Origin of the sequence: Pseudomonas putida (genome assembly GCF_002025705.1) — a bacterium.
Taxonomy (GTDB): domain Bacteria; phylum Pseudomonadota; class Gammaproteobacteria; order Pseudomonadales; family Pseudomonadaceae; genus Aquipseudomonas; species Aquipseudomonas putida_J.
In genome coordinates, this window is sequence record NZ_CP018846.1 from 4,861,705 (window position 1) to 4,885,589 (window position 23,885).

Genomic DNA, 23,885 nt, shown 5'->3' on the forward strand with positions numbered 1-23,885 from the left:
GCGAAAACCAGCAGGGAGCACACATGGACAACATCGTCGTCGCCGACAAGCAATCCGCCGTAGCCACCCAGAATGCCTGGGGCAACATCACCCTCAACAGCCCAGGCGTCGTGCAGATGCCCGTCGCCCCCGACCAGGTGGCGACCGTCACCCGGCGTGGTCAGGACCTGATCGTCACGCTCAAATCCGGAGAAAAGGTTACCGTCGGCAACTTCTTTGCCGTGGACCAGGCAGGTGTTGGCAGCGACATGGTTTTCGTCGGCGAAGACGGCACCCTGTGGCACGCCAACTATGACACGACGGCTTTCACCGGCTTCACCTTCGACGAAGTGGCCTCGCTTGACGAGCTGGTGGCCGGCATCGGTGTCGCCGGCGCCGGAACCTCGACCTTTGCAATCGCCGGCCTCAGCCTGCTGGGTGTTGGCGGCGTGGCAGCAGCTGCAAACAACAGCGGTGGCAGTGGTGGCGGTGGCGGTGGCGGCAGCGAGCCGGGCGACACCACGCCACCGGCCACGCCCATCGACCTGCTGGTTTCGCCTGATGGCCTGCGCCTGAGCGGCCGTGGCGAAGCGGGCGCCAGGGTGAATGTGTTCGATTCCGCAGGCAACCTGATCGGCACCGGCACGGTGAATGCCGATGGCAGCTTCGATGTCGCCCTCAATACCCCACAGGCCAATGGCGAAAACCTCGGCGTCTCGCTGACCGACGCGGCAGGCAACACCTCGCAGTCTGGTGCAGTCACCGCGCCGGATATCACTGCGCCGACAGCACCGACGGATCTGGCGATCAACGAGCAAGGCAACACCCTCACCGGCCGCGCCGAGCCGGGCTCCACCGTGCAGGTGCGCGGTGCCGACGGCACCGTTCTGGGAAGTGCCGTAGCCGGTGCCGACGGCCAGTTCAGCGTCACCTTGCAGCCGCCGCAGACCGACGGCCAGGCCTTGCAAGTAACAGCCACCGACGCTGCCGGCAACGCCTCCGGCGCCACTGCCATCACCGCTCCGGATGACGGCGTCGGCAACCCGCCCGATACCACGCCACCAGATGCCCCGACCGGCCTGGCGATCGGCCAGGCCGGCCAGCAACTCACAGGCCGCGGCGAACCCGGCACCACCGTGCAAGTGCGCGATGCAGCCGGCAACCTGATCGGTAGCGGCGTAGTCGGTGCCGATGGCAACTTCGACGTCACCCTGACCCCGGCCCAGGCCAACGGTGAAGCACTGGACGTTCGCCTGGTCGACGCCGCAGGCAACATCTCCCCGCCCCTGCAGTTCGACGCCCCGGACATCACCCCACCGGCCGCACCAGCCAACCTTGCCGTCAGCCCCGACGGTACCGTGGTCACGGGCCGCGCCGAGCCTGGCAGTACCGTGCGCGTGCTGGCGGCCGATGGCACCACGGTGCTCGGCAGCGTCGTGGTCGGCATGTCCGGTGAGTTCAGCATCACCCTCGCTCCACCTCAAGTTGACGGGGAGCAGCTGCAGGTCACAGCAACCGATGCTGCCGGAAACACCTCCACCGCCGGCAGTGTCACCGCCCCGGATGTCGATACCGGCGGCGGTGACACAACCCCACCGCAGCCCGCCAGCGGCCTGGTCATCAGTGGCGATGGCCGTACTGTTTCGGGCCGTGGCGAGGTTGGCGCCACGGTCACCGTGCTCAACGATCAAGGCCAGGTAATAGGCACCGGCACCGTCCAGCCGGACGGCAGTTTCACCTTGCAACTGACCTCGCCAGTGACCGATGGCTCGGCGCTGCAGGTCACCCTGACCGATGCAGCTGGCAACGTCTCGACATCAAGCCCGCTGACAGCCCCTGATCTGCAGGCCCCGGGGCAACCCACCGAGCTCTCTCTGAGCAATGGCGTAACGCTCACCGGCAGAGGCGAGCCCGGCGCCCGGGTCGAAGTGCGCGACACCGACGGCAACCTGATCGGCAGGGGCATCGTCGGCCCGGATGGCAGCTTCAGCCTCACCCTCAACCCGGCGCAGGCCGATGGCGAGCACCTGGCCATCAGCGTCACCGATGCCGCCGGCAATACCTCTGCGCCGCTTGAGTTCACCGTACCGGACACCACTGCGCCGGCGCTCATCAGCAACGTCATAGTGGGCGCTGGCAGCCTGGTCATCAGTGGCCGCGGCGAACCGGGCGCCACGGTAGAAGTGCACGGTGCGAACGGTGCCGTCATCGGCACTGGCGTGGTATCAGCCAACGGCACCTTCCTGGTCAACCTCGACGGCCCGGTCAGCGCCGGTGAATCCATCGTACTGGTGCAGACCGACGCCGCCGGCAACCCTTCGCAACCTCTCACCGTCATTGTCCCCAACGCTGCCGTACCGGAAGGCCCTGGTGGGCTGGTGCTGGCCGCTGACGGCGCGTCCATCAGCGGCACCGCCCCGGTGGGCAGCCGGGTGGAAGTGCACGATGCCAACGGCACGGTGATCGGCAGCGTGCAGGTGGGCAACGATGGCACCTTCACCATCACCCTCAACCCGGCCCAGGCCAATGGCGAACTGCTCGACGTGGTGGCCATCGACGCCAATGGCAACAGTTCATTGCCGGCCCAGATCCTTGCACCGGACATCACCCCGCCGAACCAAGCCAGCGACCTGCACCTGGGGGCCGACGGCGTGACCTTGACCGGTCGTGGCGAGGCCGGTGCCACGGTGCAGGTCACCAACGCCCGCGGTGACGTGCTGGGCACTGGCGTGGTCGGTGCCAATGGCACCTTCACCATTACCCTCAATTCGCCACAAACCGATGGCCAGCAACTTGACGTAGTACTGCGTGACGCTGCCGGCAACAGTTCTACCGCCACCATCACTGCGCCCGACCTGGACGGCCCGCTGCAACCTGCCGGGCTGGCCGTCGACAGCACTGGCCTGCACCTGACCGGCCAGGGCCAGGCTGGGTCGATCGTCACCGTACGCGCGGCGGACGGCACCGTGCTGGGCACCACCACCGTCAGTGCCGACGGGCGTTTCGACGTCACCCTCAACCAGCCACAGCGCAATGGTGAAAGCCTGTCGGTCGAAGCCACCGACAGCCAGGGCAACAGCGCCGGGCCGGTCACTTTCACCGCACCCGACACCACCCCACCGCAAACCGTCGGCACACCGATTATCGACGGCACTGGCACCACAGTCAGCGGCACCGGGGAACCTGGCGCCACCGTTACCGTACGCGGCCCCGATGGCAGCGTCCTCGGCACCGCCGTTGTGGGCGGCAATGGCAACTTCGAAGTCACCCTCGCCACACCGCAGACCAACGGCCAGGCGCTTACGGTCGAGCAACGCGACCCTACCGGCAACATTTCGGCCGCCGTCGATCTGCCAGCGCCCGACAGCACACCGCCGGCCATCACCAGCGACCTGGCGTTGTCCAGCAACGGTACGCAACTTACCGGCAATGGCGAGCCCGGCGCGCAGGTACAGGTCACCGGCGCCGGCGGTGTCGTCCTCGGCACCGCCACGGTGGAAGCCGATGGCAGCTTCCGCGTGACCATCGACCCACCGCAGCTCAACGGCCAGACCCTGACCGTGATCCAGACTGACGGCGGCGGCAACCCCTCCCCGGCCAACACCGTGACCGCCAACGACCTCGAAGCACCTGCGCCGGCACATGACCTTGGTTTGAGCGCCAATGGCAGCGTGCTCACGGGTCAAGGTGAGCCCGGCGCCACCGTGCAAGTGCGCGATTCGGCCGGGCAACTGCTCGGTGATGGCGTCGTTGATGGGGACGGCAACTTCAGCATCACGCTGTCGCCAGCGCAGACCAGCGGCGAAACCGTGTCGGTCCTGCTTATCGACGCCGCCGGCAACATCTCGCCTTCGGCGCCCTTCACCGCTGACGATACCAGCGGCCCGGCCGCCCCGGGCAACGTGCAGGTGAGTGCCAACGGCACGCTTGTGCAAGGTACCGGCGAAGCCGGCGCGACCGTGGAGGTGCGCAACGCTGCAGGCGATCTGCTGGGCAGCGTGGTGGTGCCGGCCAACGGCACCTTCAGTGTGGCATTGAACCCACCGCAATTGGACGGCCAGACCCTCGACATAACCCAGACCGACACGCACGGCATAGCCTCCGGCGTCACCCAGGCCACCGCACCGGACCTGACTCCGCCCGCGCAGCCTACGGACCTGGCAATCACCCCCGATGGCCTGGCGCTCACAGGCAACGCACCTGGCGCAGCTTCGGTCACCGTGATCAGCGCGACTGGCGTCGAAACCACTGTGGCGGTCAACTCCGACGGCAGTTTCAGCGTGCCGCTGGCGCCCGCCCTGCTCAACGGCGAGACGGTGACCGTGGTGGTTACCGATGCTGCGGGCAACGGCACCGAGCCGACCATCGTCAGCGCAATAGACAGCACACCACCCGCACCGGCCACGGGCGTCGCCGTCAGCCCCGATGGCGGCACCATCAGCGGCACCGCCGAACCCGGCACCACGATCATCGTGCGCGACGGCAGTACCGAGCTGGGTACTGCCACGGTCGGCCCAGACGGGACATTCGTGGTCCAGGTCACCCCGCCGTTGGCTTCTGGCGACAGCGTGCAGCTGGTGGTCCATGACAGCGGCAACAACGAAACCGCCATCACCGTGAACGGCCCCAGTGGCAGCGAGCTCGCCGCGCCGAGCAACCTTGCCATCAGCGCCGACGGCTTCCAGCTGATTGGTCAAGGCACCGTTGGCTCACTGATCACTGTCACTTCCGGCGGCACCACGTTGGGCACTGGCACGGTTGGCAGCGACGGTTTCTTCCGCATCTTCTTCGCCAATGCCCAGCTCAACGCACAGACCCTGAGCGTCAGTGCCCGCGCTTCGGCCGGCGGCAACCCGTCGGTGCCTGCCACCATCGTGGCGCCGGACACCACCCCACCCGACGCGCCAACCCAGCCTGTCATCAACCGCAGCGGCAGCACGGTCACCGGCCATGGCGAAGTGGGCGCGACCGTGACCGTGACCGATGCCAGTGGCACCGTCTTGGGTACAGGCATCGTGGGCAGCAACGGCCTGTTCAACGTTACCCTGGTGCCAGCGCAAACCAACGCACAGAACCTCACCATCACCCAGGCCGACGCTGCCGGTAACGTCTCGCTGGCGGCAACCGTGCAGGCCCCCGACCTGCAAGCCCCGGATGCCGCCACCGGCCTGAGCCTGAACAGCGCCGCCACCGTGGTCAGCGGCCAGGGCGAAGTAGGCGCATTGGTGACCGTACGCGATGCCAGTGGCGCCATCCTGGCCACCGGTACGGTCAACCAGAGCGGCCAGTTCCAGATCACCCTGCCCAGCGCGCAAACTACCGGCAGTGCGCTGCAGGTCACCCTCAGTGACGCTGCCGGCAACGTGTCCGGCCCGGCCAGCCTGGCAACCCCGGACCGCACGCCGCCAGCAGCAGTGAGCAACCTGCTGCTCAGTGCCGATGGCCGGCAATTGTCTGGCAGCGGTGAAATCGGCGCCACAGTGCAGGTACGCAACGCCGCCGGCACGGTGCTCGGCACCGCCATCGTAGGCGCCGATGGCCGCTTCACCGTCACCTTCGACACCCCGCAAGCCACTGGGCAAGCCATTGGCGTAAGCCAGCTGGATGCCGCTGGCAATGCCTCGCCGGCCGTGAACGTCGTCACACCGGACCTCACCCCGCCTGCCGCATTGACCAATGTCGTGCTCAACAACAATGGCGTGACCTTGACCGGCCTTGGCGAAGCCGGCGCCACCGTCACCGTACGCGGCCCGGACGGCACCATCATCGGCACCGGCCTGGTGGCTGCCAATGGCAGCTTTACCCTCTCGCTCACCAGCGCGCAGATCAATGCACAGCACCTGAGCGTGACCCAGACAGACGCCAGCAACAACACGTCGACCGCCGTCGCTGTCATCGCACCGGATCACACCCCACCGGCAGCACCCACTGCACTGGCGTTGGCGGCAACAGGCCTGCAACTGAACGGCAGTGCCGAGGCCGGTAGCACAGTCACCGTGCGCGACGCTGCAGGCAATGTGCTTGGCACCGCCGTGGCCAACGCCAACGGCACCTTCCAGGTCACCCTGAGCAGTGCCCAGACCAACGGCCAGACCTTGCAGGTCACGGCCACCGATGCGGCAGGCAACGTATCGCCCGCCGCGCCCTACACGGCTGCCGACACCACACCACCGGCGGCAGTCGCCAACCTGGCAGTGTCGCCCGATGGCACCACCCTGACGGGCACTGGCGAAGCCGGTGCCACCGTCACTGTTCGCGCACCAGGCGGCTCTTCGCTGGGCACCGCCACGGTGGGCAGCGACGGGCGCTTCACAGTGACACTTGCACCGGCCGCCACGACCGGCGAAAGCCTCAGCGTGGTGCAGACCGATGCGGCACAGAACGCCTCACCTGCACAAAGCGTCACCGCACCGGGCGAGCTGGCGCCAGACGCCCCTGGCAACCTGGTACTGTCCGCCGATGGCCTGGTAGTCACCGGCACCGCCGCGCTGGGCAGCACGGTCAACGTGTATGGCCCTGGCGGCGTGTTGCTGGGCTCCGCGCCGGTCGGCAACAACGGCACCTTTACCGTCAACCTCGGCAGTGCCCAGGCCAACGGTGAGCTGCTGCAGGTGAGCGCGGTAGGCACCGACGGCAGCGCCTCGCTGCCGGCCAGCCTGCAAGCGCCGGACACCACTGCGCCGCAACCCCTGAGCAACCTGACGTTGTCCAACGACGGCCTGGTGCTTACCGGCCGCGGCGAGCCAGGTGCCACGGTGACCGTGCTCGGCATTGGTGGGGCCGACCTGGGCACCGCCGTGGTCGGCGCCGATGGCAACTTCAGCGTCAACCTCGCCACCGCGCAGGTCAACGGTGAACGACTCAGCGCCGCGCAGACAGACGCTGCCGGCAACGAATCCAACAGCGTCAACCTCACCGCGCCAGACATCACTGCACCGAATGCACCGGGCAACCTGGCGTTTGCCGCTGGCGGCAGCCTGCTCAACGGGACCGGCGAAGCCAATGCCACCGTAAAAGTCGTCGCTGCCGACGGCACCGTGCTGGGCACCGCCACGGTGATGAGCAACGGCAGTTTCCAGGTCACCCTCAACCCGCCACAGGCCAACGGCCAGGCCTTGCAAGTGGTGCTGACCGATGCCGCCGGCAACCAGTCCAACGCCACCAGCATCGCCGCGCCTGACACCACGCCACCGGCTGCGCCCACCGAACTGGCCATCGCCAGCGATGGTGCGACCATTACCGGGCGTGGCGAGGCCGGTGCCACGGTGACCGTGACCAACCCGGCCGGCCAGCAGATCGGCACGGCCCTGGTCGACGCCAGCGGCCACTTCACCCTGACCCTCAACCCAGCCCTGGGCAACGCCGAGCTGCTCAGCCTCACCCAGACCGACGCTGCCGGCAACGTGTCGGCAACAGCCACGCTGCAAACCCCGGACTTCACCCCGCCAGACATCCTCACCAACGTGGCCATCCATGCCGACGGCAGTGTGGTCAGTGGCCGCGGTGAGCCCGGTGCGACAGTCACCGTGAACAACGCTGCGGGTGTGCAACTGGGCACCACCACGGTGCTCGCCGACGGTAGCTTCCGCGTCGAGCTCACCCCTGCGCAGATCAACCAGCAGGTGCTGTCGGTGCAACAGGCCGACCCACCCGGCAACATCAGCCAGCCAGTCACAGTCAATGCTCCAGACCTGACGCCGCCTGATGCGGCCCTCGGCCTGCGGCTCAACGCGGCCGGCGACCAGCTCGGCGGTACCGGTGAAGCCGGCAGCACCGTGCGCGTGTTCGCCGGCACTACCGAGATCGGCACGGCCACGGTGGGAGCGAACGGTACCTTCGTGGTCAACCTGAGCTCGGCGCAGCTCAACGGCCAGCTATTGCACGTGACCCTGACCGATGCCAGTGGCAACGTCTCGCCGATCAGTTCGGTGACCGCCATCGACATCACACCGCCGGCCACCGTGGTCGCCAGTCTCAACGCCAGCGGTACGCAACTGATCGGTACCGGTGAGGCTGGCGCGCACGTCACCGTGATGGATAGCAAGGGCAACCTGATCGGCCAGGGCACCATCGACCCCGACGGTGCCTTCGTGCTCAATCTGAGCTCCGCGCAGATCAACGGCCAGGTGTTGACGGTGATCGCCCAGGACGCCACCGGCAACCCGTCCGCACCGCTGCAACTGACCGCATCCGACCTGACTCCGCCAGCGCAGCCCAGCAACCTTAGCCTCACCGGCAACGGCACGCTGCTGTCCGGCACGGCTGAAGCGGGTAGCGTGATCACCGTGCGCAACCCTGCCGGCACCGTGGTCGGCACCGTCACGGTACCAGCAGGCGGCGAATTCACCGTCACCCTGAGCCCGGCGCAGAACAATGGCCAGTTGCTGACTGTGGTTTCCACCGACAGCGCTCTCAACACCTCGCTGCCGGCCGAATACCAGACCACCGACACCTCACCGCCCGGCGCCGTCACCAACCTGGCCATCAACACCGACTACAACGTGCTCACCGGGCGTGGTGAAGCCGGCGCGACCGTAACCATCAGCTTCGGCGGCCAGGTGATTGGTACCGGCCTGGTCAACAGCGGCGGCAATTTCTCGATCACCCTGTCACCGGCACCCGGTTCGGCGGCCACCCTGGCAGTGACCCAGACCGATGCCGCCAGCAATACCTCAGCGGTGGCGAGCTTTGTCACACCGCTGGTGCCACCACCGGAGCCACCCTTCAATGTGGTACTGGCTGGCAACGGCCTGACCCTGACGGGTACCGCTGCCACCGGCTCGTCGATCCGCGTCTACGACGCCGCTGGCAACCTGATCGGCAGCGGTTCGGCCAATATCGGCACCGGTAGTTTCTCGATCACCTTGAACAGCGCACAGCTCAACGGCCAGCACCTGTCCGTGACGTCGGTGTCGCTGCTCGGTGGCGAATCGCAACCGGTGTTCATCACCGCAACCGATATCACCCCGCCGGCCAACCCGCTGGTCACCGGGCTGTCGGCCAACGGCCTGTTGCTGACAGGTACCGGTGAAGCCGGTGCCACGGTGACCGTGCGCGATGCCAGTGGCAACGTGCTTGGCAGCGGACTGGTCAACGGTGCAGGCGAGTTCAGCATCAACCTCAACGGTGCCCAGCTCAACGGCCAGGTGCTGAGCCTGAGCCAGACCGATGCCGCACTGAACGTGTCTGGCACCACCAATTACACGGCGCCGGACACCCAGGCCCCGCTGGCGCCGACCAACCTGGTCATCAACGGCGCCGGCACCGTGCTCACCGGTAACGGCGAGCCGGGTGCGACCGTGACCGTGCAAGGCCCAGGCGGCGCCCTCGGCAGCGCCATCGTCCAGCCCAACGGCACCTTCAGCATCACCCTGACCAGCGTACAGAACGATGGCCAGGCACTCGTGGTGCGCCAGTCCGACGCGGCTGGCAACCAGTCCGGCAGCACCGGCATCACAGCACCGGACACCACCCCGCCGACCGCGCCAGTGGCCGCCATCAATGCCAACGGCACTTCGGTCAGCGGCTCGGGCCAGATCGGCAGCACGGTGACCGTACGCAACAGTGCCGGCACCGTCCTTGGCACTGCCACGGTAGGCAGCAACGGCCAGTACGTGGTCAGCCTGAGCACCGCGCAAATCAACTTCCAGGCGCTGAGCGTCACCCTCACCGATGCCGCCGGCAACACCTCCACAGCCACCGCCCTGACCGCCCCGGACCTGACCCCGCCGGCCAACGCCAGCAACCTGGTGATCAGCAGCGACGGCACTACCCTCACCGGCACCGGCGAGGTCGGCGCCACGGTGACTGTGCGCAGTGCCGGCGGCACCGTACTGCAGACTGCCGTGGTGCAGGCGAACGGCACCTTCACCGTCACCCTGAGCCCGGCCCAGGATAACGGCCAGGTGCTGTCGGTGACCCTGACCGACCCACGCAACAACGTCTCCGGCAACGTCAGCATCACTGCACCGGACGTCGACGCCAACGCCCCGGTAATCGCCAGCAACAACCTGGCCACGGCCACCGTCAACCTGGCGCCCGTCACCGCCACCACCACTTACACCGACAGCTTCACCACCCTGTTGTCGGGCTTCAGCAAGACCTACACCTGGACGGTGGCGGCCGGCACCACGGTCGACCCGACCCTGACACTGACCACCAACAGCGTGCTGGCGCTGCTCAACAACTCCACCTTCACCCTGCAGGTGAAGAACGCCGCCGGCGCCTGGGTGACCATCGCCACCGGCAACACCCAAGGGCTGCTCGACCTGATCGTGCTGCCGCTGGGGCTGCAGGTCGACATTGGCAAGCTGCAGGCCGGCGACTACCGCTTGACCGTGGCCAGCGGCGGCATCGGCCTGGTGACCCAGGTCACCACCAACCTGGACATCGAGGCCACCAGCCTTACCCAGTTCACCGGCACCGGCACCGCCACTTCGGGTAACGTGATCACCGACCCTGGCACCAATGGCGTGGTCGACTCCCTCGGCCCGGACAGCGGCGCCGTGTTGAAGGTGCTGATCAACGGTACCTACGTGACGGCGGCCAGCGGTGCGGGCACCACGGTGCAGGGCCAGTACGGCACCTTGGTGATCCATGCCGACGGCAGTTACACGTACACGCCCAGCGGCAGCCCGTCGAGCGTCGGCAAGGTCGATGTGTTCAGTTACGAGTTGGTGCACCCGAACGGGCTGACTGCCACCGCCAATCTCTACGTGCGCATCGACAGCCCGCAGGCCACGGAGATCTGGAACGACGGCAACCTGGGCGCGCCGGCCACCGTGGTGGATGCGGTCAATGACGTCGACAGCAGCCATGTCACCCTGGCCAACCGGGTCGACAGCAGCAGCGCCACCCTTGGCTCGCTGAGCCTGCCGCTGATCGGCTCGCGCTCGGCCACCTACACCACCACGGTGGCCGCCGACACCACGGCCAACCTGCAAGTGGTGGTCAACTCCACCAACCTGCTGGGCCTGCTCAACGGCACGACCATCCAGCTGCTCAAACTCAACCCGGCCACCGGCCAGTACGTGCTGGTGGAAACGGTCAACGGCGGCTCGCTGATCAGCCTGCTCGGAGGCGGTGCTGGCTATACCTTCCAGAATCAGGGCGCGGGCACTTACCACATCGTGGTCAGCGCCGGCGGCATCGGCCTGGCCAGCTCGATCACCACCAGCCTCAACACCACCACCACGCACCTCACCGAGTTCGTGGTCAGCAGCGCCACGGTGGCCAGCGGCAACCTGATCACCGACCCTGCCGGTACCGACAACCTGGGCTCGGCACTGACCGTGCTGAGTGTGCTGACAGCCGCCAACACCTTCACTATCCCTGGCTACAACGGAGTCAGCGTGGCCGGTACCTATGGCACGCTGCTGGTGCACGCGGACGGCAGCTACACCTACACCCTCAACAGCGGGCTGACCTCGGCGGTGATCGGCCAGCACGATACCTTCACCTACGAACTGACCCACCCCAACGGCACCACCGACACCGCCACGCTCACCGTCAACCTGGACAACGCCGCCAGCATCACCACGTTCTCCGCACTGGTGGCCGACACCGCTGACGACAGCGTGACGCTGGCCAGTGTCGCCGCCACCGCGTCCAGCGAAGTGCTCGCCGGCACCGATGGCAACGACCACCTGGTCGGCAGCCACGGCGGGCACATCACCCTGGAGGGCGGCGCTGGCAACGACATCCTCGAAGTGGTCGACCAGAATTTCGCCAGCGTCGATGGCGGCACCGGTACCGACACCCTGCTGTGGGGCGGTGGCGATACCAGCATCGACCTGGGCACCCTGGCCGAACGTATCCACAACATCGAGGTGATCGACCTCAACCACACCAGTGCGGTGGCGCTGACCCTCAACCTGGCAGACGTGGTGGCAATCACCGAAACCGGCAACGACACGCTGATCATCAAGGGGGATGACAAAGACTCGGTGCACATGACAGACAACTGGGCCCTGGTCGGAAACCAAACTGTCGATGGCATCGACTATAACCAATACACGGCCCAGGAAGATCCGAGTCACCACCTTTGGGTGCAGAACAGCATCCATGTCGTCTGAGGCCGCTGCACTCCGCCGGGCACACCGCCCGGCGGCAAGGGAGAACAGTAGTAAGGGAATTACGTGAAGCGAAGCAGTCCGCTGTCACCGCTGTGGCTGGGAGCCTTCGGGCTCCTGGTGTTGAACATGAACCCGGTTGCCCAGGCAGCCGATGACATAGACCCCAGGCTGCGTACCATCGGCCCGTCTTTGATGCGCGACGCGCCCGAAGCCATTCCCGCCCGCCCGCCTTCCGGCCAGGCCGCCAGCAATGGCGACCGGCTGGGGCTGGCCGAGGCGGTGCTGACCGCCGCGCAGTGGCATCCGAGCATCGCCGAAGCAGTCGGCAACCTGTACAAGCAGGGCGAAGGCATCAACGTCGCCCGTGCCGGCTACTACCCGCAGATTTCCGGCGGTATCCGCACCGGCTATGACACCGGCTACGGCGGAGACCGCAACAGCCAGGCGCTGAACCTGTCGCTGAAGCAGATGCTCTACGACTTCGGCAAGGTCGACAATGCCGTCAGTGCCGCCCAGGCCGCCGCTACCCGGGCCCAGGCCAATATCCTGCTGGTGGTCGACGACCTCGCCCGTGATACCGCCTACGCCTGGATCGAAACCCGCCGCTATGAACAGTTGATGGTGATTGCCCGCGACCAGATCCGGGGCGTCGGTGACATTGCCGGCATGGCCCGCCAGCGCAGCGACATGGGCGCCAGCACCCGCTCTGATGTGGTCCAGGCCGAGTCACGGGTGGAGGGCGCCCGCGCCACCCTCGAGGAATACCAGTCGCAGTACGAACGCTGGCGTTCGACCCTGGCCGAACTGCTTGGCCGGGTGGCACCGCCGGCCCTGGCCGAAGAGTCGCCACCGGAGCTGAACCAGGCCTGCAAACGCTCCACAGGCGGTAGCGACCGGTTGCCGGCCGTGCTGATGGCCCTGGCCTTGCGCGCCCAGTCCCAGGCTGAACTGGCCCAGGCCAAGGCTGAAGCCTACCCCACGCTGTCGCTGCAACCGCAGGTCAATCACTACCTGGACAACGACTACAACCGCGACAACCGAAGCCTGGACCGCACCCAGGCCGGCATCTACCTGAACGTCGAAGTGCCCATCTACCAGGGCGGTGCCATCAGCGCCCGCAGCCGCGCCGCTGGCCATGCCCTGAGCGCCGCGGACTCCGCTGAAGACGCCGCACGCCTGCAGGCCCGCCGCGGCCTGGCCGAAGCCATGGCGCAGACGTCCGGGCTGGGTCGGCGCCTGAACTCGCTGGAAGCGCGCCAGACCAGCATCCAGGAAGCACGTGAACTGTACGGCCGGCAGTACCTGGACCTGGGCACCCGCCCCTTGCTCGACCTGCTCAACGCCGAGCAGGAGATCTACCAGTCACGCTTCGAACTCGCCGGCACCCGTTCCGACCTGCTGCGCCTGGATGTCGACTGCCTGTACAACTCCGGCGCCCTGCGTACCGCCTTCGGGCTGGAAGGGCGCAACCTGCAAGGGGTGGAAATCGAGCCATGAACGATACCGTCAAGCTGACCCAAGCCGGTCAGGAGCAGAACCCGGAGCAGGCGGTGGTGCATCGGCCCGACCTGGGGCCCTGGCTGGAAGTGATGTTGCAGGTCGCCCATCACTATCGCCTCGATGTCTCGCCCCAGCGCATTCGCCTGGCAGCGGTCGAGGATGCACGCCCGCTGGATGAAATCCTCCGGCACATGGCGCGCCAGGCCGGCCTGACCCTGCGCTTCGTGCGCTATGACGCCAAGGCCCTGCGCCAGTGGCGCACGCCACTGGTGCTGGAGCTGGACGACGGTCAACTGGCCACGGTCGAAGCGGTGACCGAGGAGAACGAACTGGCCGTGGTCTTCGCCGGCGACCAGCGCCTGACCTCGCGCCTGCCCCGCGAGGCGCTCGAAGGGCGCATCAACCGCGTCGCGCTGATGCGCCCGGCTCGGCCGCTGCGCGATGTGCGCACCGACGACTACACCGCGCCCTACGATCGCCACTGGTTCACCCGCATCGTGCTGCGCGACCTGCGCCCGTACGGTCAAGTGATGATCGCCTCGCTGGTGGCCAACGTGCTGGCCCTGGCCGGGGTGCTGTTTTCGATGCAGGTATATGACCGGGTGATCCCCGCCGAGTCCTTGCCAACCCTGTACGTGCTGTTCGGGGGCGTGGTGCTGGCGCTGGTTTTCGACTTCAGCATGCGCCTGCTGAGGTTGAAGGTCACCGACCTGCTGGGCAAGCGTGCCGACCTGCGGGTGTCGGACCTGGTCTACGGCCATGCGCTGCGCCTGCGCAACTCGGCACGGCCGAAATCCACCGGCTCGTTCATCTCCCAGTTGCGCGAGCTGGAGTCGATCCGCGACCTGATCACTTCGAGCACCGCAACGGCATTGGCCGACTTGCCGTTCTTCCTGTTGTTCCTGCTGGTGTTCTGGCTGATCGGTGGGGTACTGGTGTTCATTCCGCTGGTGGCGCTGCTGGCCATGGTCATCCCGGGGCTGCTCGCGCAACGGCGCCTGGCGGTGCTGGCCAATGCCTCGATGCGCGAGTCATCGCTGCGCAACGCCATGCTGGTGGAAAGCATCCAGGGCCTGGACGAGATCAAGGCGCTGCAGGCCGAAGCGCGCTTCGAGCGCCAGTGGAACCAGTACAACGCCGCCTGCGCGCACACCAACCTGCGCCTGCGTACCCTGACCAACGGCCTGGTGACCTGGACCCAGAACGTACAGGGCGCAGTGTTTGCCGTGGTCATCGTGATCGGTGCGCCGATGGTGATTGCCGGTGACCTCACCACCGGTAGCCTGGTGGCGGCCTCGATGCTGTCGTCACGGATGATGGCGCCGCTGGCGCAGCTGACCCATGTGCTGACCCGCTGGCAGCAAGCCAAGGTGGCCCTGCAGGGCCTGGACAAGCTGATGCAGTCACCGGTCGATCACCCTGAAGGCGAAGCCCGCGTGCATTTGCCGGCGATCCGTGGCGAATATGCGCTGCGCCAGGCCAACTTCCGCTACAGCCCCGAAGCCCCACCGGTGCTGAATATCGGCCAGCTCGACATCCAGCCCGGCGAACGCATCGCCGTGCTCGGGCGCAACGGCGCCGGCAAATCGACCCTGCTGCAGGCGTTGGGCGGTGCCATGGACCTGAGCCAGGGCGAAGTCAGCCTCGATGGCATCGCCATGAACCACCTCGACCCGGCCGACCTGCGCCGTGACGTCGGCCTGCTGGCCCAGTATGCCCGGCTGTTCCACGGCACCCTGCGGGAAAACCTCACCCTCGGTGCCGGCCAGGCCAGCGACCAGGAGCTGGTGGCTGCACTGGCCGCCACCGGTGCGCTGGAGTTCGTCCGCCACCTGCCCAAGGGCCTCGACCACCTGATCCTCGAAGGAGGCCAGGGCCTGTCCGGCGGGCAGCGCCAGGCCCTGGTGCTGTCGCGTCTGCTGGTGCGCCAACCGCAGGTGCTGCTGCTTGACGAACCCACCGCCTCGCTTGACGACGTCACTGAACGCAAGCTGCTGGATAACCTCGAACGCTTCTGCCAGGGCCGCACGCTGGTGATCGCCACCCACCGCCTGAGCGTGCTGCAGCGCGTGGACCGCATCATCGTGCTGGACGGCGGGCGCATCGTCATCGACGACAAACGCGACGCCGCCCTGGCCAAGCTGCAAGGAGCGCAGGCATGAGCAACCACGAACTCCCCGCGTCCTACCTGGATGGCCAGGACGACCAGGCTGTACTGCGCGCCGGCCGCGTCATCACGACTTGCGCAATCATGCTTGCTGCGTTCCTGGCCTGGGCAGCCTGGTTCGAGGTGACTGAGGTGTCCACCGGCACTGGCAAGGTGATCCCCAGTTCACGCGAGCAGGTGATCCAGTCGTTCGAAGGCGGCATCGTCGCCGAGATGAACGTGGCCGAAGGCGACCTGGTCGAACGCGGCCAGGTCCTTGCCCAGCTCGACCCGACCAAGACCGCCTCCAGCGTTGGCGAAAGCGAAGCCAAGTACCGTGCGGCCAAGGCCAGCGTGGCGCGCCTGCGTGCCGAGGTCACTGGCAAGCCGCTGAGCTTCCCTGAGAGCCTGCGTGACTCGCCCGACCTGATCGATGCCGAGACAGCGCTGTACGAAACCCGCCGCCGCGGCCTGGAGCAGACCTTGGCCGGTATCGAGGATTCGCTGCGGCTGGTGCGCGCGGAACTGAAGATCACCGAGAACCTGGCCAAGATGGGTGCCTCCAGCCGGGTCGAAGTGATCCGCCTGAACCGCCAGCGCTCGGAGCTGGAACTCAAAGCCAACGAGGCACGCTCCGAGTACCTGGTGCGGGCGCGCGAAGAGCTGGCCAAAGCCAGCGCCGAAGCCGACAGCCTGTCGGAAGTGATCCGTGGCCGCAGCGATTCGCTGACACGCCTGACCTTGCGCTCGCCGGTGCGCGGCATCGTCAAGGACATCGAGGTCAACACCCTGGGCGGCGTGGTGCAACCCGGCGGGCAAGTGATGAAAATCGTGCCGATGGACGAGCGCCTGCTGATCGAAACACGCATCGCCCCGCGGGACATCGCCTTCATCCACCCCGACCAGGCAGCCAAGGTCAAGATCAGTGCCTATGACTATTCGGTGTATGGCGGGCTGGACGGCAAGGTGGTCGGGATATCCCCGGATACCCTGCAGGATGAGGTGAAACCGGAGATCTACTACTACCGGGTGTTCATCCGCACCGAGCAGGACAGCCTGACCAACAAGGCCGGCAAGCACTTTGCGATCGTGCCCGGGATGATTGCCACTGTGGACATCCGCACCGGTGAGAAGACCATCCTCGATTACCTGATCAAGCCACTGAACCGGGCCCGGGAAGCCCTGCGCGAACGGTAATTTGCGCTGAAATTGAGGGGGCGCTTTGCGCCCCTTTCGCGACGCAAGGCCGCTCCCACAGGTACTGCACAGCATTCAAGGCAAATGGAGTACTTGTGGGAGCGGCCTTGCGTCGCGAAAGGGCTGCAAAGCAGCCCCATACTCTTGCACTGCAGTTTGGCTAAAGCCCAAGCAACTCAGGCCGATAACCCGGCATCCCCTGTTTCCCCACGAAGGTCACCATGGCCACGCAAAATGCCCGCGCGGACTCGCTGTCGCTGCTGCTGTTCACCCTGCGCAGCGGCAAGCTGATGGCAATCAACCTGCTCAAGGTCAGCGAAATCATCCCCTGCCCGCCGCTGACCAAGCTGCCCGAATCGCACCCGCATGTGAAAGGCGTGGCGACCTTGCGCGGCAACTCGCTGTCGGTGATCGACCTGTCCCGTGCCATCGGCGAACGCCCGCTGGCCGACCCGGACGGTGGCTGCCTGATCGTCACCGAGATCAGCCGCTCGCGCCAGGGCCTGCACGTGCAGGCGGTGAGCCGCATCGTCCATTGCCTGAGCACCGACATCAAGCCGCCGCCGTTCGGCTCGGGCAACCGTTCGTTCATTACCGGCGTGACCCGGGTCGACAACACCCTGGTGCAGGTGCTGGACATCGAAAAGGTCATCCACGGCATCGCCCCGCCCGAGCCGGAGCCACAGCCTGGCGAGCTGAGCGAGGAAGACGCCAGCCTGCTGGCCGCCGCCAACATCCTGGTGGTCGACGACAGCCAGGTGGCGCTGCAGCAGTCGGTGCACACCCTGCGCAACCTCGGCATCGACTGCCACACCGCACGCAGCGCCAAGGATGCGATGAACGTGCTGCTGGAACTGCAGGGCACCGCGCAGGAGATCAACATCATCGTCTCGGACATCGAAATGTCCGAGATGGACGGCTATGCCTTCACCCGCACCCTGCGTGAGACGCCAGACTTCCAGCACCTCTACGTCCTGCTGCACACCTCGCTGGACAGCGCCATGAGCAGCGAGAAGGCAAAGCTTGCCGGGGCCAATGCGATCCTCACCAAATTCTCCTCGCCTGACCTGACCGACTGCCTGGTGACGGCGGCACGGACCGTGGTATTTGCCGAACGCTGAAGCACGTGTTGTTATATTCAGCGACAAACTCCCTGGCTTGCTGCCAGGGATGACTCGGGCATAATTCGCGCCCCTCGGATGATTTCCCGGAACCGCGTATGAAGTATTTCAGCTCTCTCCTGATCGCCTGCGCCCTGTTCAGCGGTGTCGCCCAGGCTTCCAGCAGCCAGGCCTGGAACGAGCAGCGCCAGCAGATGCTCAAGGCCTGCCTGAAAGCCAGCCAGTTCAAAGATGCCCACGCCCGTGGCAAACCGGCGGAATTCGATGATCAGGTCGGTATCAGTGCCCTGCTGATCGAAGGGGTTTATCCACAGAAGCACATGCAGCAACGCAGCGGCACCGAGCTCTGCCTGTACGACCGCAAGCAGCAGCAGGCCTACATCAGCGAATGGAACCCTGACGCGAAGTGAACGACAGCCTGCGTTTTGCCTGTACCGGTTGTGGCAAGTGCTGCACCGGCCACCATGTGCCGCTGACCTTGAACGAGGCACGGCAGTGGGCGACGGCCGGTGGCCAGGTGATCGTGTTGATCGAAGCCTTCGTGACCGATGGGCCAGGCATGCCTGCGGAGCAACGCGAACATGTGTTGCGCCGCTCTTTACCGGTGCCTTGTGGCGGCAGCGAAGCACGCGTTTCGGTGACCTTTGCCGCGTTCAACCCGGGGCGCTGTCGCAACCTCGACGACAACGACCTGTGCACCATCTATGAAAGCCGACCGCTGGTCTGCCGCATCTATCCGGTAGAGATCAACCCGCATATTCCGCTGCGCCCGGAGAACAAGGACTGCCCGCCCGAAGCGTGGGAGCAGGGGCCCGAGCTGATCCATGGCGCACTGCCGGTGGACCCGGCGCTAGCGGCGCTGGTGCAGGCTTCGCGGCAGGCGGACCGCGACGATATCGCGGCCAAGGTGGCCATCTGCGAGGCGCTGGGGATGACCACCAGCGCGCTCAAGGGCAATGGGTTTACCGCTTATCTGCCTGAGATGGCGGCCTTTGTTGGGGCGCTGACGCAGCAGCCAGCTGAGACCGGGACCCGGTGGACGTTGCACGTGGAGCAGCCTGAGCTGGTGGATGACTTGCAGGCGCTGGGATTGCAAACCACTGCCGAGGCGCCGGTCTACTATGCCTTTATCGGGTTTTAGGTAAGCGGGCTTGGCCATTGGGTTGGATGGCATCAGGGCTACCAGATGCCTGCCACAACATCTTCAGCGCCTGTGAGATCGAGCGCCGCCCGCGCGGCGCATCGCGGATAAATCCGCTCCTACATTTGTTGCAACGTGGCCATGCCTGTCAGGCCATGGTTGCCTGCCTTGTTTGCAAGACTCAAGACATGCGCCAAGGCTGGCAACCATGGCGTTACAGGTTCGGCACGTTGCAACAAATGTAGGAGCGGATTTATCCGCGATGCGCCGCGCGGGCGGCGCTCGATTTCAGCATCACCACAAAAATCAAGTCAGGCCCCCCAATGCCCACAATAACCTCCAGCCAGGCCCCCAGTCCCAACCCCAACCTGTCACCGCTGTCAGCCAGCTGTCACGCTGTCGACCCGGTCACAGCGCTATAAGCTTCAATACAGACCTCCGTTTCCCACCCCTTGGCCAAGGTGCCCGCGCCGATGCGACGTCCTTCTCGTTCCGTACTTCTCGCCGCGTTGGCGCTGCTCGCCCTGGTGGCCCTGGGCGTCTGGTATGGCCAGCGCCAACAGGCCACCACGCCGCACGCGCAAGCGGCGATTCCGGTGCGCGTGGTCAGCGTCGCCCAGCAGGACGTGCCGCGCTACACCAGCGCCATCGGCTCGGTGCTGTCGCTGCACAGCGTTGAAGTACGGCCACAGGTCGAGGGGGTGCTGACCCAGGTGCTGGTCAAGGAGGGCCAGTGGGTGAAGGAAGGCGACCTGCTCGCCACCCTGGATGACCGGGCGATCCGCGCCAGCCTCGACCAGGCCCGAGCCCAGCTCGGCCAGAGCCAGGCGCAGATCCAGGTGGCCGGCGTAGACCTCAAGCGTTACCGCCTGCTGAGCACTGACGATGGCGTGTCCAAGCAGACCCTCGACCAGCAACAGGCGCTGGTCAACCAGCTGCAGGCCACGGTCAAGGGCAACCAGGCGGCCATCGCCAATGCCGAAGTGCAACTGTCGTATACGCAGATCCGCTCGCCAGTGACCGGGCGCGTCGGCATCCGCAATGTCGACCCCGGCAACCTGGTGCGCAGCAGCGATACCCAAGGCCTGTTCAGCGTCACCCAAATTGACCCGATCGCCGTCGAGTTCGCCCTGCCGCAACAGATGCTGCCGACCCTGCAGGGCTTGCTCAAGGCGCCAACCGCTGCGCTGGTGCAGGCCTACATGGACGCTGATGGCGAACGCAACCTGCTCGGCGAAGGCCACCTGGCACTGATCGACAACCAGATCTCGGCCAATACCGGTACGGTGCGGGTCAAGGCCGAATTCGACAACAAGGACGGCCGCCTGTGGCCGGGGCAACTGGTTACCATCCGCCTGCGCACTGCGGTCGAGGAAAACGCCCTGGTAGTGCCGCCGCCAGTGGTGCAGCGTGGCATCGACGGGCACTTCGTCTACCGCCTTGACGGTGACAAGGTCACCAGCGTGCCGGTCAAGGTGCTGTACCAGGACAGCGGCCTGAACATCATCGCCGGGGTAAAACCGGGCGAGCGCCTGGTGCTCGACGGCCAGTCGCGGCTCAAGCCCGGCTCGCGGGTCGAGGTCACCCCGGACGTACCGCCACCGGCGGAAATGGCTGACCGCAGGAGCCAGCCATGACTACCCGCAACGGTATTTCGGCGTGGTGCATCGACCACCCGATCGCTACCCTGCTGCTGACGTTCGCCCTGGTGCTGCTCGGCGCCATCGCCTTCCCGCGGTTGCCAGTGGCACCGCTGCCTGAAGCGGACTTCCCGACCATTCAGGTCACCACCCAGCTGCCCGGTGCCAGCCCGGAAACCATGGCGTCTTCGGTGGCCACGCCGCTGGAAGTGCAGTTCAGCGCCATCCCCGGCATGACCCAGATGACCAGCAGCAGCGCGCTGGGCTCGACCACCCTGATCCTGCAGTTCACCCTCGACAAGAACATCGACACCGCCGCCCAGGAAGTCCAGGCGGCGATCAACACCGCCACCGCCCGCTTGCCCCAGGACCTGCCCAACCCGCCGACCTGGCGCAAGGTAAACCCGGCCGACAGCCCGGTACTGGTGCTCACCGTCAGCTCCGCGCAGATGCCCGGCAATGACCTCAGCGACTACGCCGAAACCCTGCTGGCGCGCCAGCTCAGCCAGATCGAAGGGGTCGGCCTGATCAACATCACCGGCCAGCTGCGCCCGGCCATTCGCGTGCAGGCCCAACCGGAAAAACTCGCCGCCATCGGCCTGACCCTTGCCGATGTGCGCCTGGCTATCCAGCAGACCAGCCTCAACCTGGCCAAGGGCGCACTGTACGGCGAGCACAGCGTCTCGACCATCGCCGCCAACGACCAGCTGTTCCACCCCGAGGACTACGCCAAACTCATCGTTTCCTACCGCAACGGCGCACCAGTGCACCTGCAGGACGTGGCCAAGGTGATCAACGGCGCCGAGAATGCCTACGTCAAGGCCTGGTCCGGCGACCAGCCAGGGCTCAACCTGGTGGTGTTCCGCCAGCCCGGCGCGAACATCGTCGACACCGTTGACCGGGTGATGGCTGCCCTGCCCAAGCTGCAGGAAATGCTCCCGGCGTCGATCGAAGTGTCGGTATTGCAGGACCGTACCCAGACCATCCGCGCCTCCTTGCACGAAGTGGAGCTCACCCTGATGATCGCCGTGGCCCTGGTGATCGGGGTGATGGCGCTGTTCCTGCGCCAGTGGTCGGCGACCCTGGTGGTATCCAGCGTGCTCGGCGTGTCGCTGATCGCCAGTTGCGCCCTGATGTATGTGCTGGGCTTCAGCCTCAACAACCTCACGCTGGTGGCCATCGTCATCTCGGTGGGCTTCGTGGTGGACGACGCCATCGTCGTGGTCGAGAACATCCACCGCCACCTGGAGGCCGGCGACGACAGCCGCACGGCAGCGCTCAAAGGTGCAGGCGAGATCGGCTTCACCGTGGTGTCGATCAGCTTCTCGCTGATCGCCGCATTCATCCCGCTGCTGTTCATGGGCGGTGTGGTCGGCCGGCTGTTCAAGGAGTTCGCCCTGACCGCCACCTCGACCATCCTGATTTCGGTGATGGTGTCGCTGAGCCTGGCACCCACCTTGTGTGCCTTGTTCATGCGTCGCCCGCCCGGCGAGCAACACGGCGGGTTTGGCGAGCGCCTGGTGAAGTGGTACGAAAAAGGCCTGGATCGTGCTCTCGCCCACCAACGCCTGACCCTGGGCGTGTTCGGCGTGACCCTGGCCCTGGCCGTCGCCGGTTATGTCGGCATCCCCAAAGGCTTCTTCCCGCTGCAGGACACCGGCTTCATCCTCGGCACCACCGAGGCGGCGGCGGATGTGTCATACCCCTCGATGGTCGAGAAGCACCTGGCGCTGGCAAAGATCATCGGCGACGACCCGGCTGTGCAGGCTTACTCCCATTCGGTGGGGGTCACCGGCAGCAACCAGACCATCGCCAATGGCCGCTTCTGGATCGCCCTCAAGCCTCGTGGTGATCGCGACGTGTCGGCCAGCGAGCTGATCGACCGCCTGCGGCCGAAACTGGCCCAGGTGCCGGGCATCGTCCTGTACATGCGTGCCGGCCAGGACATCAACCTCAGCTCCGGCCCGTCGCGCACCCAGTACCAGTATGTGCTCAAGAGCAACGACGGCGTGGCCCTGAACCTGTGGACCCAGCGTCTGACCGACCGCCTGCGGGAAAACCCGGTATTCCGTGACCTGTCCAACGACTTGCAACTGGGCGCCAGCGTCACCCGCATCGACATCGACCGCCAGGCTGCGGCACGTTTCGGCCTGACCACCACCGACGTCGACCAGGCGCTGTACGATGCCTTCGGCCAGCGGCAGATCAGCGAGTTCCAGACCGAAACCAACCAGTACAAGGTGATCCTCGAACTGGACGCCAGGCAGCGCGGCAAGGCCGAGAGCCTGAACTTCTTCTACCTGCGCTCGCCACTGACCAACGAGATGGTGCCACTGTCGGCCCTGGCGCATGTCGCCGCACCGAGCACCGGGCCGCTTTCGATCAGCCATGACGGCCTGTTCCCGGCGGCCAACCTGTCGTTCAACCTGGCCCCCGGCGTAGCCCTGGGCGACGCGGTGAAGATCCTCGAACGCACCCAGCGCGAACTGGGCATGCCGGACTCGATCAGCGGCAACTTCCAGGGCGCGGCCCAAGCCTTCCAGAGTTCGCTGTCGAGCCAACCGTGGCTGATCCTCGCTGCGCTGGTGGCGGTGTACATCATCCTCGGCGTGCTCTACGAGAGCTTCGTCCACCCACTGACCATCATCTCCACCCTGCCCTCTGCCGGCCTGGGTGCGTTGATATTGCTCTGGGCCATGGGCCAGGACTTCAGCATCATGGGCCTGATCGGCGTGGTGCTGCTGATCGGTATCGTCAAGAAGAACGGCATCCTGCTCATCGACTTCGCCCTGGAAGCCCAGCGCCATCATGGCATGACACCCGAGCAGGCGATTCACCAGGCGTGCCTGACGCGTTTCCGGCCGATCATCATGACCACCCTCGCCGCCCTGCTCGGCGCGGTGCCGCTGATGTTCGGCTTTGGCGCCGGCGCCGAACTGCGCCAGCCGCTGGGCATCGCGGTGGTTGGCGGGCTGCTGGTAAGCCAGGCGCTGACGCTGTTCACCACCCCGGTCATATACTTGGCCCTGGAGCGCCTGTTCCACCGCCGCCAGGCCGCCCCAGCGGCGGCGCCAAGTGCCAGCTAGG

9 protein-coding genes are annotated in these 23,885 nt (G+C 66.3%); all 9 read left to right on the forward strand.

Going from position 1 to position 23,885, the window contains the following annotated elements:
• Positions 1-23: 23 nt before the first annotated feature.
• The 9 genes from BUQ73_RS22120 (at position 24) to BUQ73_RS22160 (ending at position 23,884) form a co-directional block, all read left to right on the forward strand.
• Positions 24-12,053 (forward strand): BapA/Bap/LapF family large adhesin, encoded by a 12,030-nt coding sequence (locus BUQ73_RS22120; protein WP_079229676.1) that lies wholly within the window; start codon positions 24-26, stop codon positions 12,051-12,053.
• A 63-nt stretch (positions 12,054-12,116) separates the two neighbouring features.
• Positions 12,117-13,550, forward strand: a complete 1,434-nt coding sequence (locus tag BUQ73_RS22125) for a TolC family outer membrane protein (RefSeq protein ID WP_079229677.1) — start codon at positions 12,117-12,119, stop codon at positions 13,548-13,550.
• Complete coding sequence (locus tag BUQ73_RS22130) at positions 13,547-15,715, forward strand: type I secretion system permease/ATPase (RefSeq protein ID WP_079229678.1); 2,169 nt, start codon at positions 13,547-13,549, stop codon at positions 15,713-15,715. The genes BUQ73_RS22125 and BUQ73_RS22130 overlap by 4 nt, the downstream gene beginning before the upstream one ends.
• Positions 15,712-16,896 carry an HlyD family type I secretion periplasmic adaptor subunit gene (locus BUQ73_RS22135; protein ID WP_079229679.1) on the forward strand — a complete coding sequence of 395 codons (1,185 nt, stop codon included), beginning with the start codon at positions 15,712-15,714 and terminating at the stop codon, positions 16,894-16,896. Before BUQ73_RS22130 ends, BUQ73_RS22135 begins: the two co-directional genes overlap by 4 nt.
• Before the next feature lie 221 nt (positions 16,897-17,117).
• Entirely contained in the window at positions 17,118-18,017 is a 900-nt protein-coding gene (locus tag BUQ73_RS22140) for a chemotaxis protein (RefSeq protein ID WP_079229680.1), read from the forward strand.
• Between the two features lie 98 nt (positions 18,018-18,115).
• Positions 18,116-18,427: a hypothetical protein gene (locus tag BUQ73_RS22145; RefSeq protein ID WP_079229681.1), complete on the forward strand. Its 312-nt coding sequence runs from the start codon at positions 18,116-18,118 to the stop codon at positions 18,425-18,427.
• Positions 18,424-19,158, forward strand: a complete 735-nt coding sequence (locus tag BUQ73_RS22150; protein WP_079229682.1) for a YkgJ family cysteine cluster protein — start codon at positions 18,424-18,426, stop codon at positions 19,156-19,158. The genes BUQ73_RS22145 and BUQ73_RS22150 overlap by 4 nt, the downstream gene beginning before the upstream one ends.
• A 473-nt stretch (positions 19,159-19,631) precedes the next feature.
• Positions 19,632-20,795 carry an efflux RND transporter periplasmic adaptor subunit gene (locus tag BUQ73_RS22155; protein WP_079229683.1) on the forward strand — a complete coding sequence of 388 codons (1,164 nt, stop codon included), beginning with the start codon at positions 19,632-19,634 and terminating at the stop codon, positions 20,793-20,795.
• The gene (locus tag BUQ73_RS22160) at positions 20,792-23,884 is read left to right on the forward strand and encodes a multidrug efflux RND transporter permease subunit (RefSeq protein WP_079229684.1); all 3,093 of its coding nucleotides are present in this window, start codon (positions 20,792-20,794) and stop codon (positions 23,882-23,884) included. The genes BUQ73_RS22155 and BUQ73_RS22160 overlap by 4 nt, the downstream gene beginning before the upstream one ends.
• Position 23,885 lies beyond the last annotated feature (1 nt).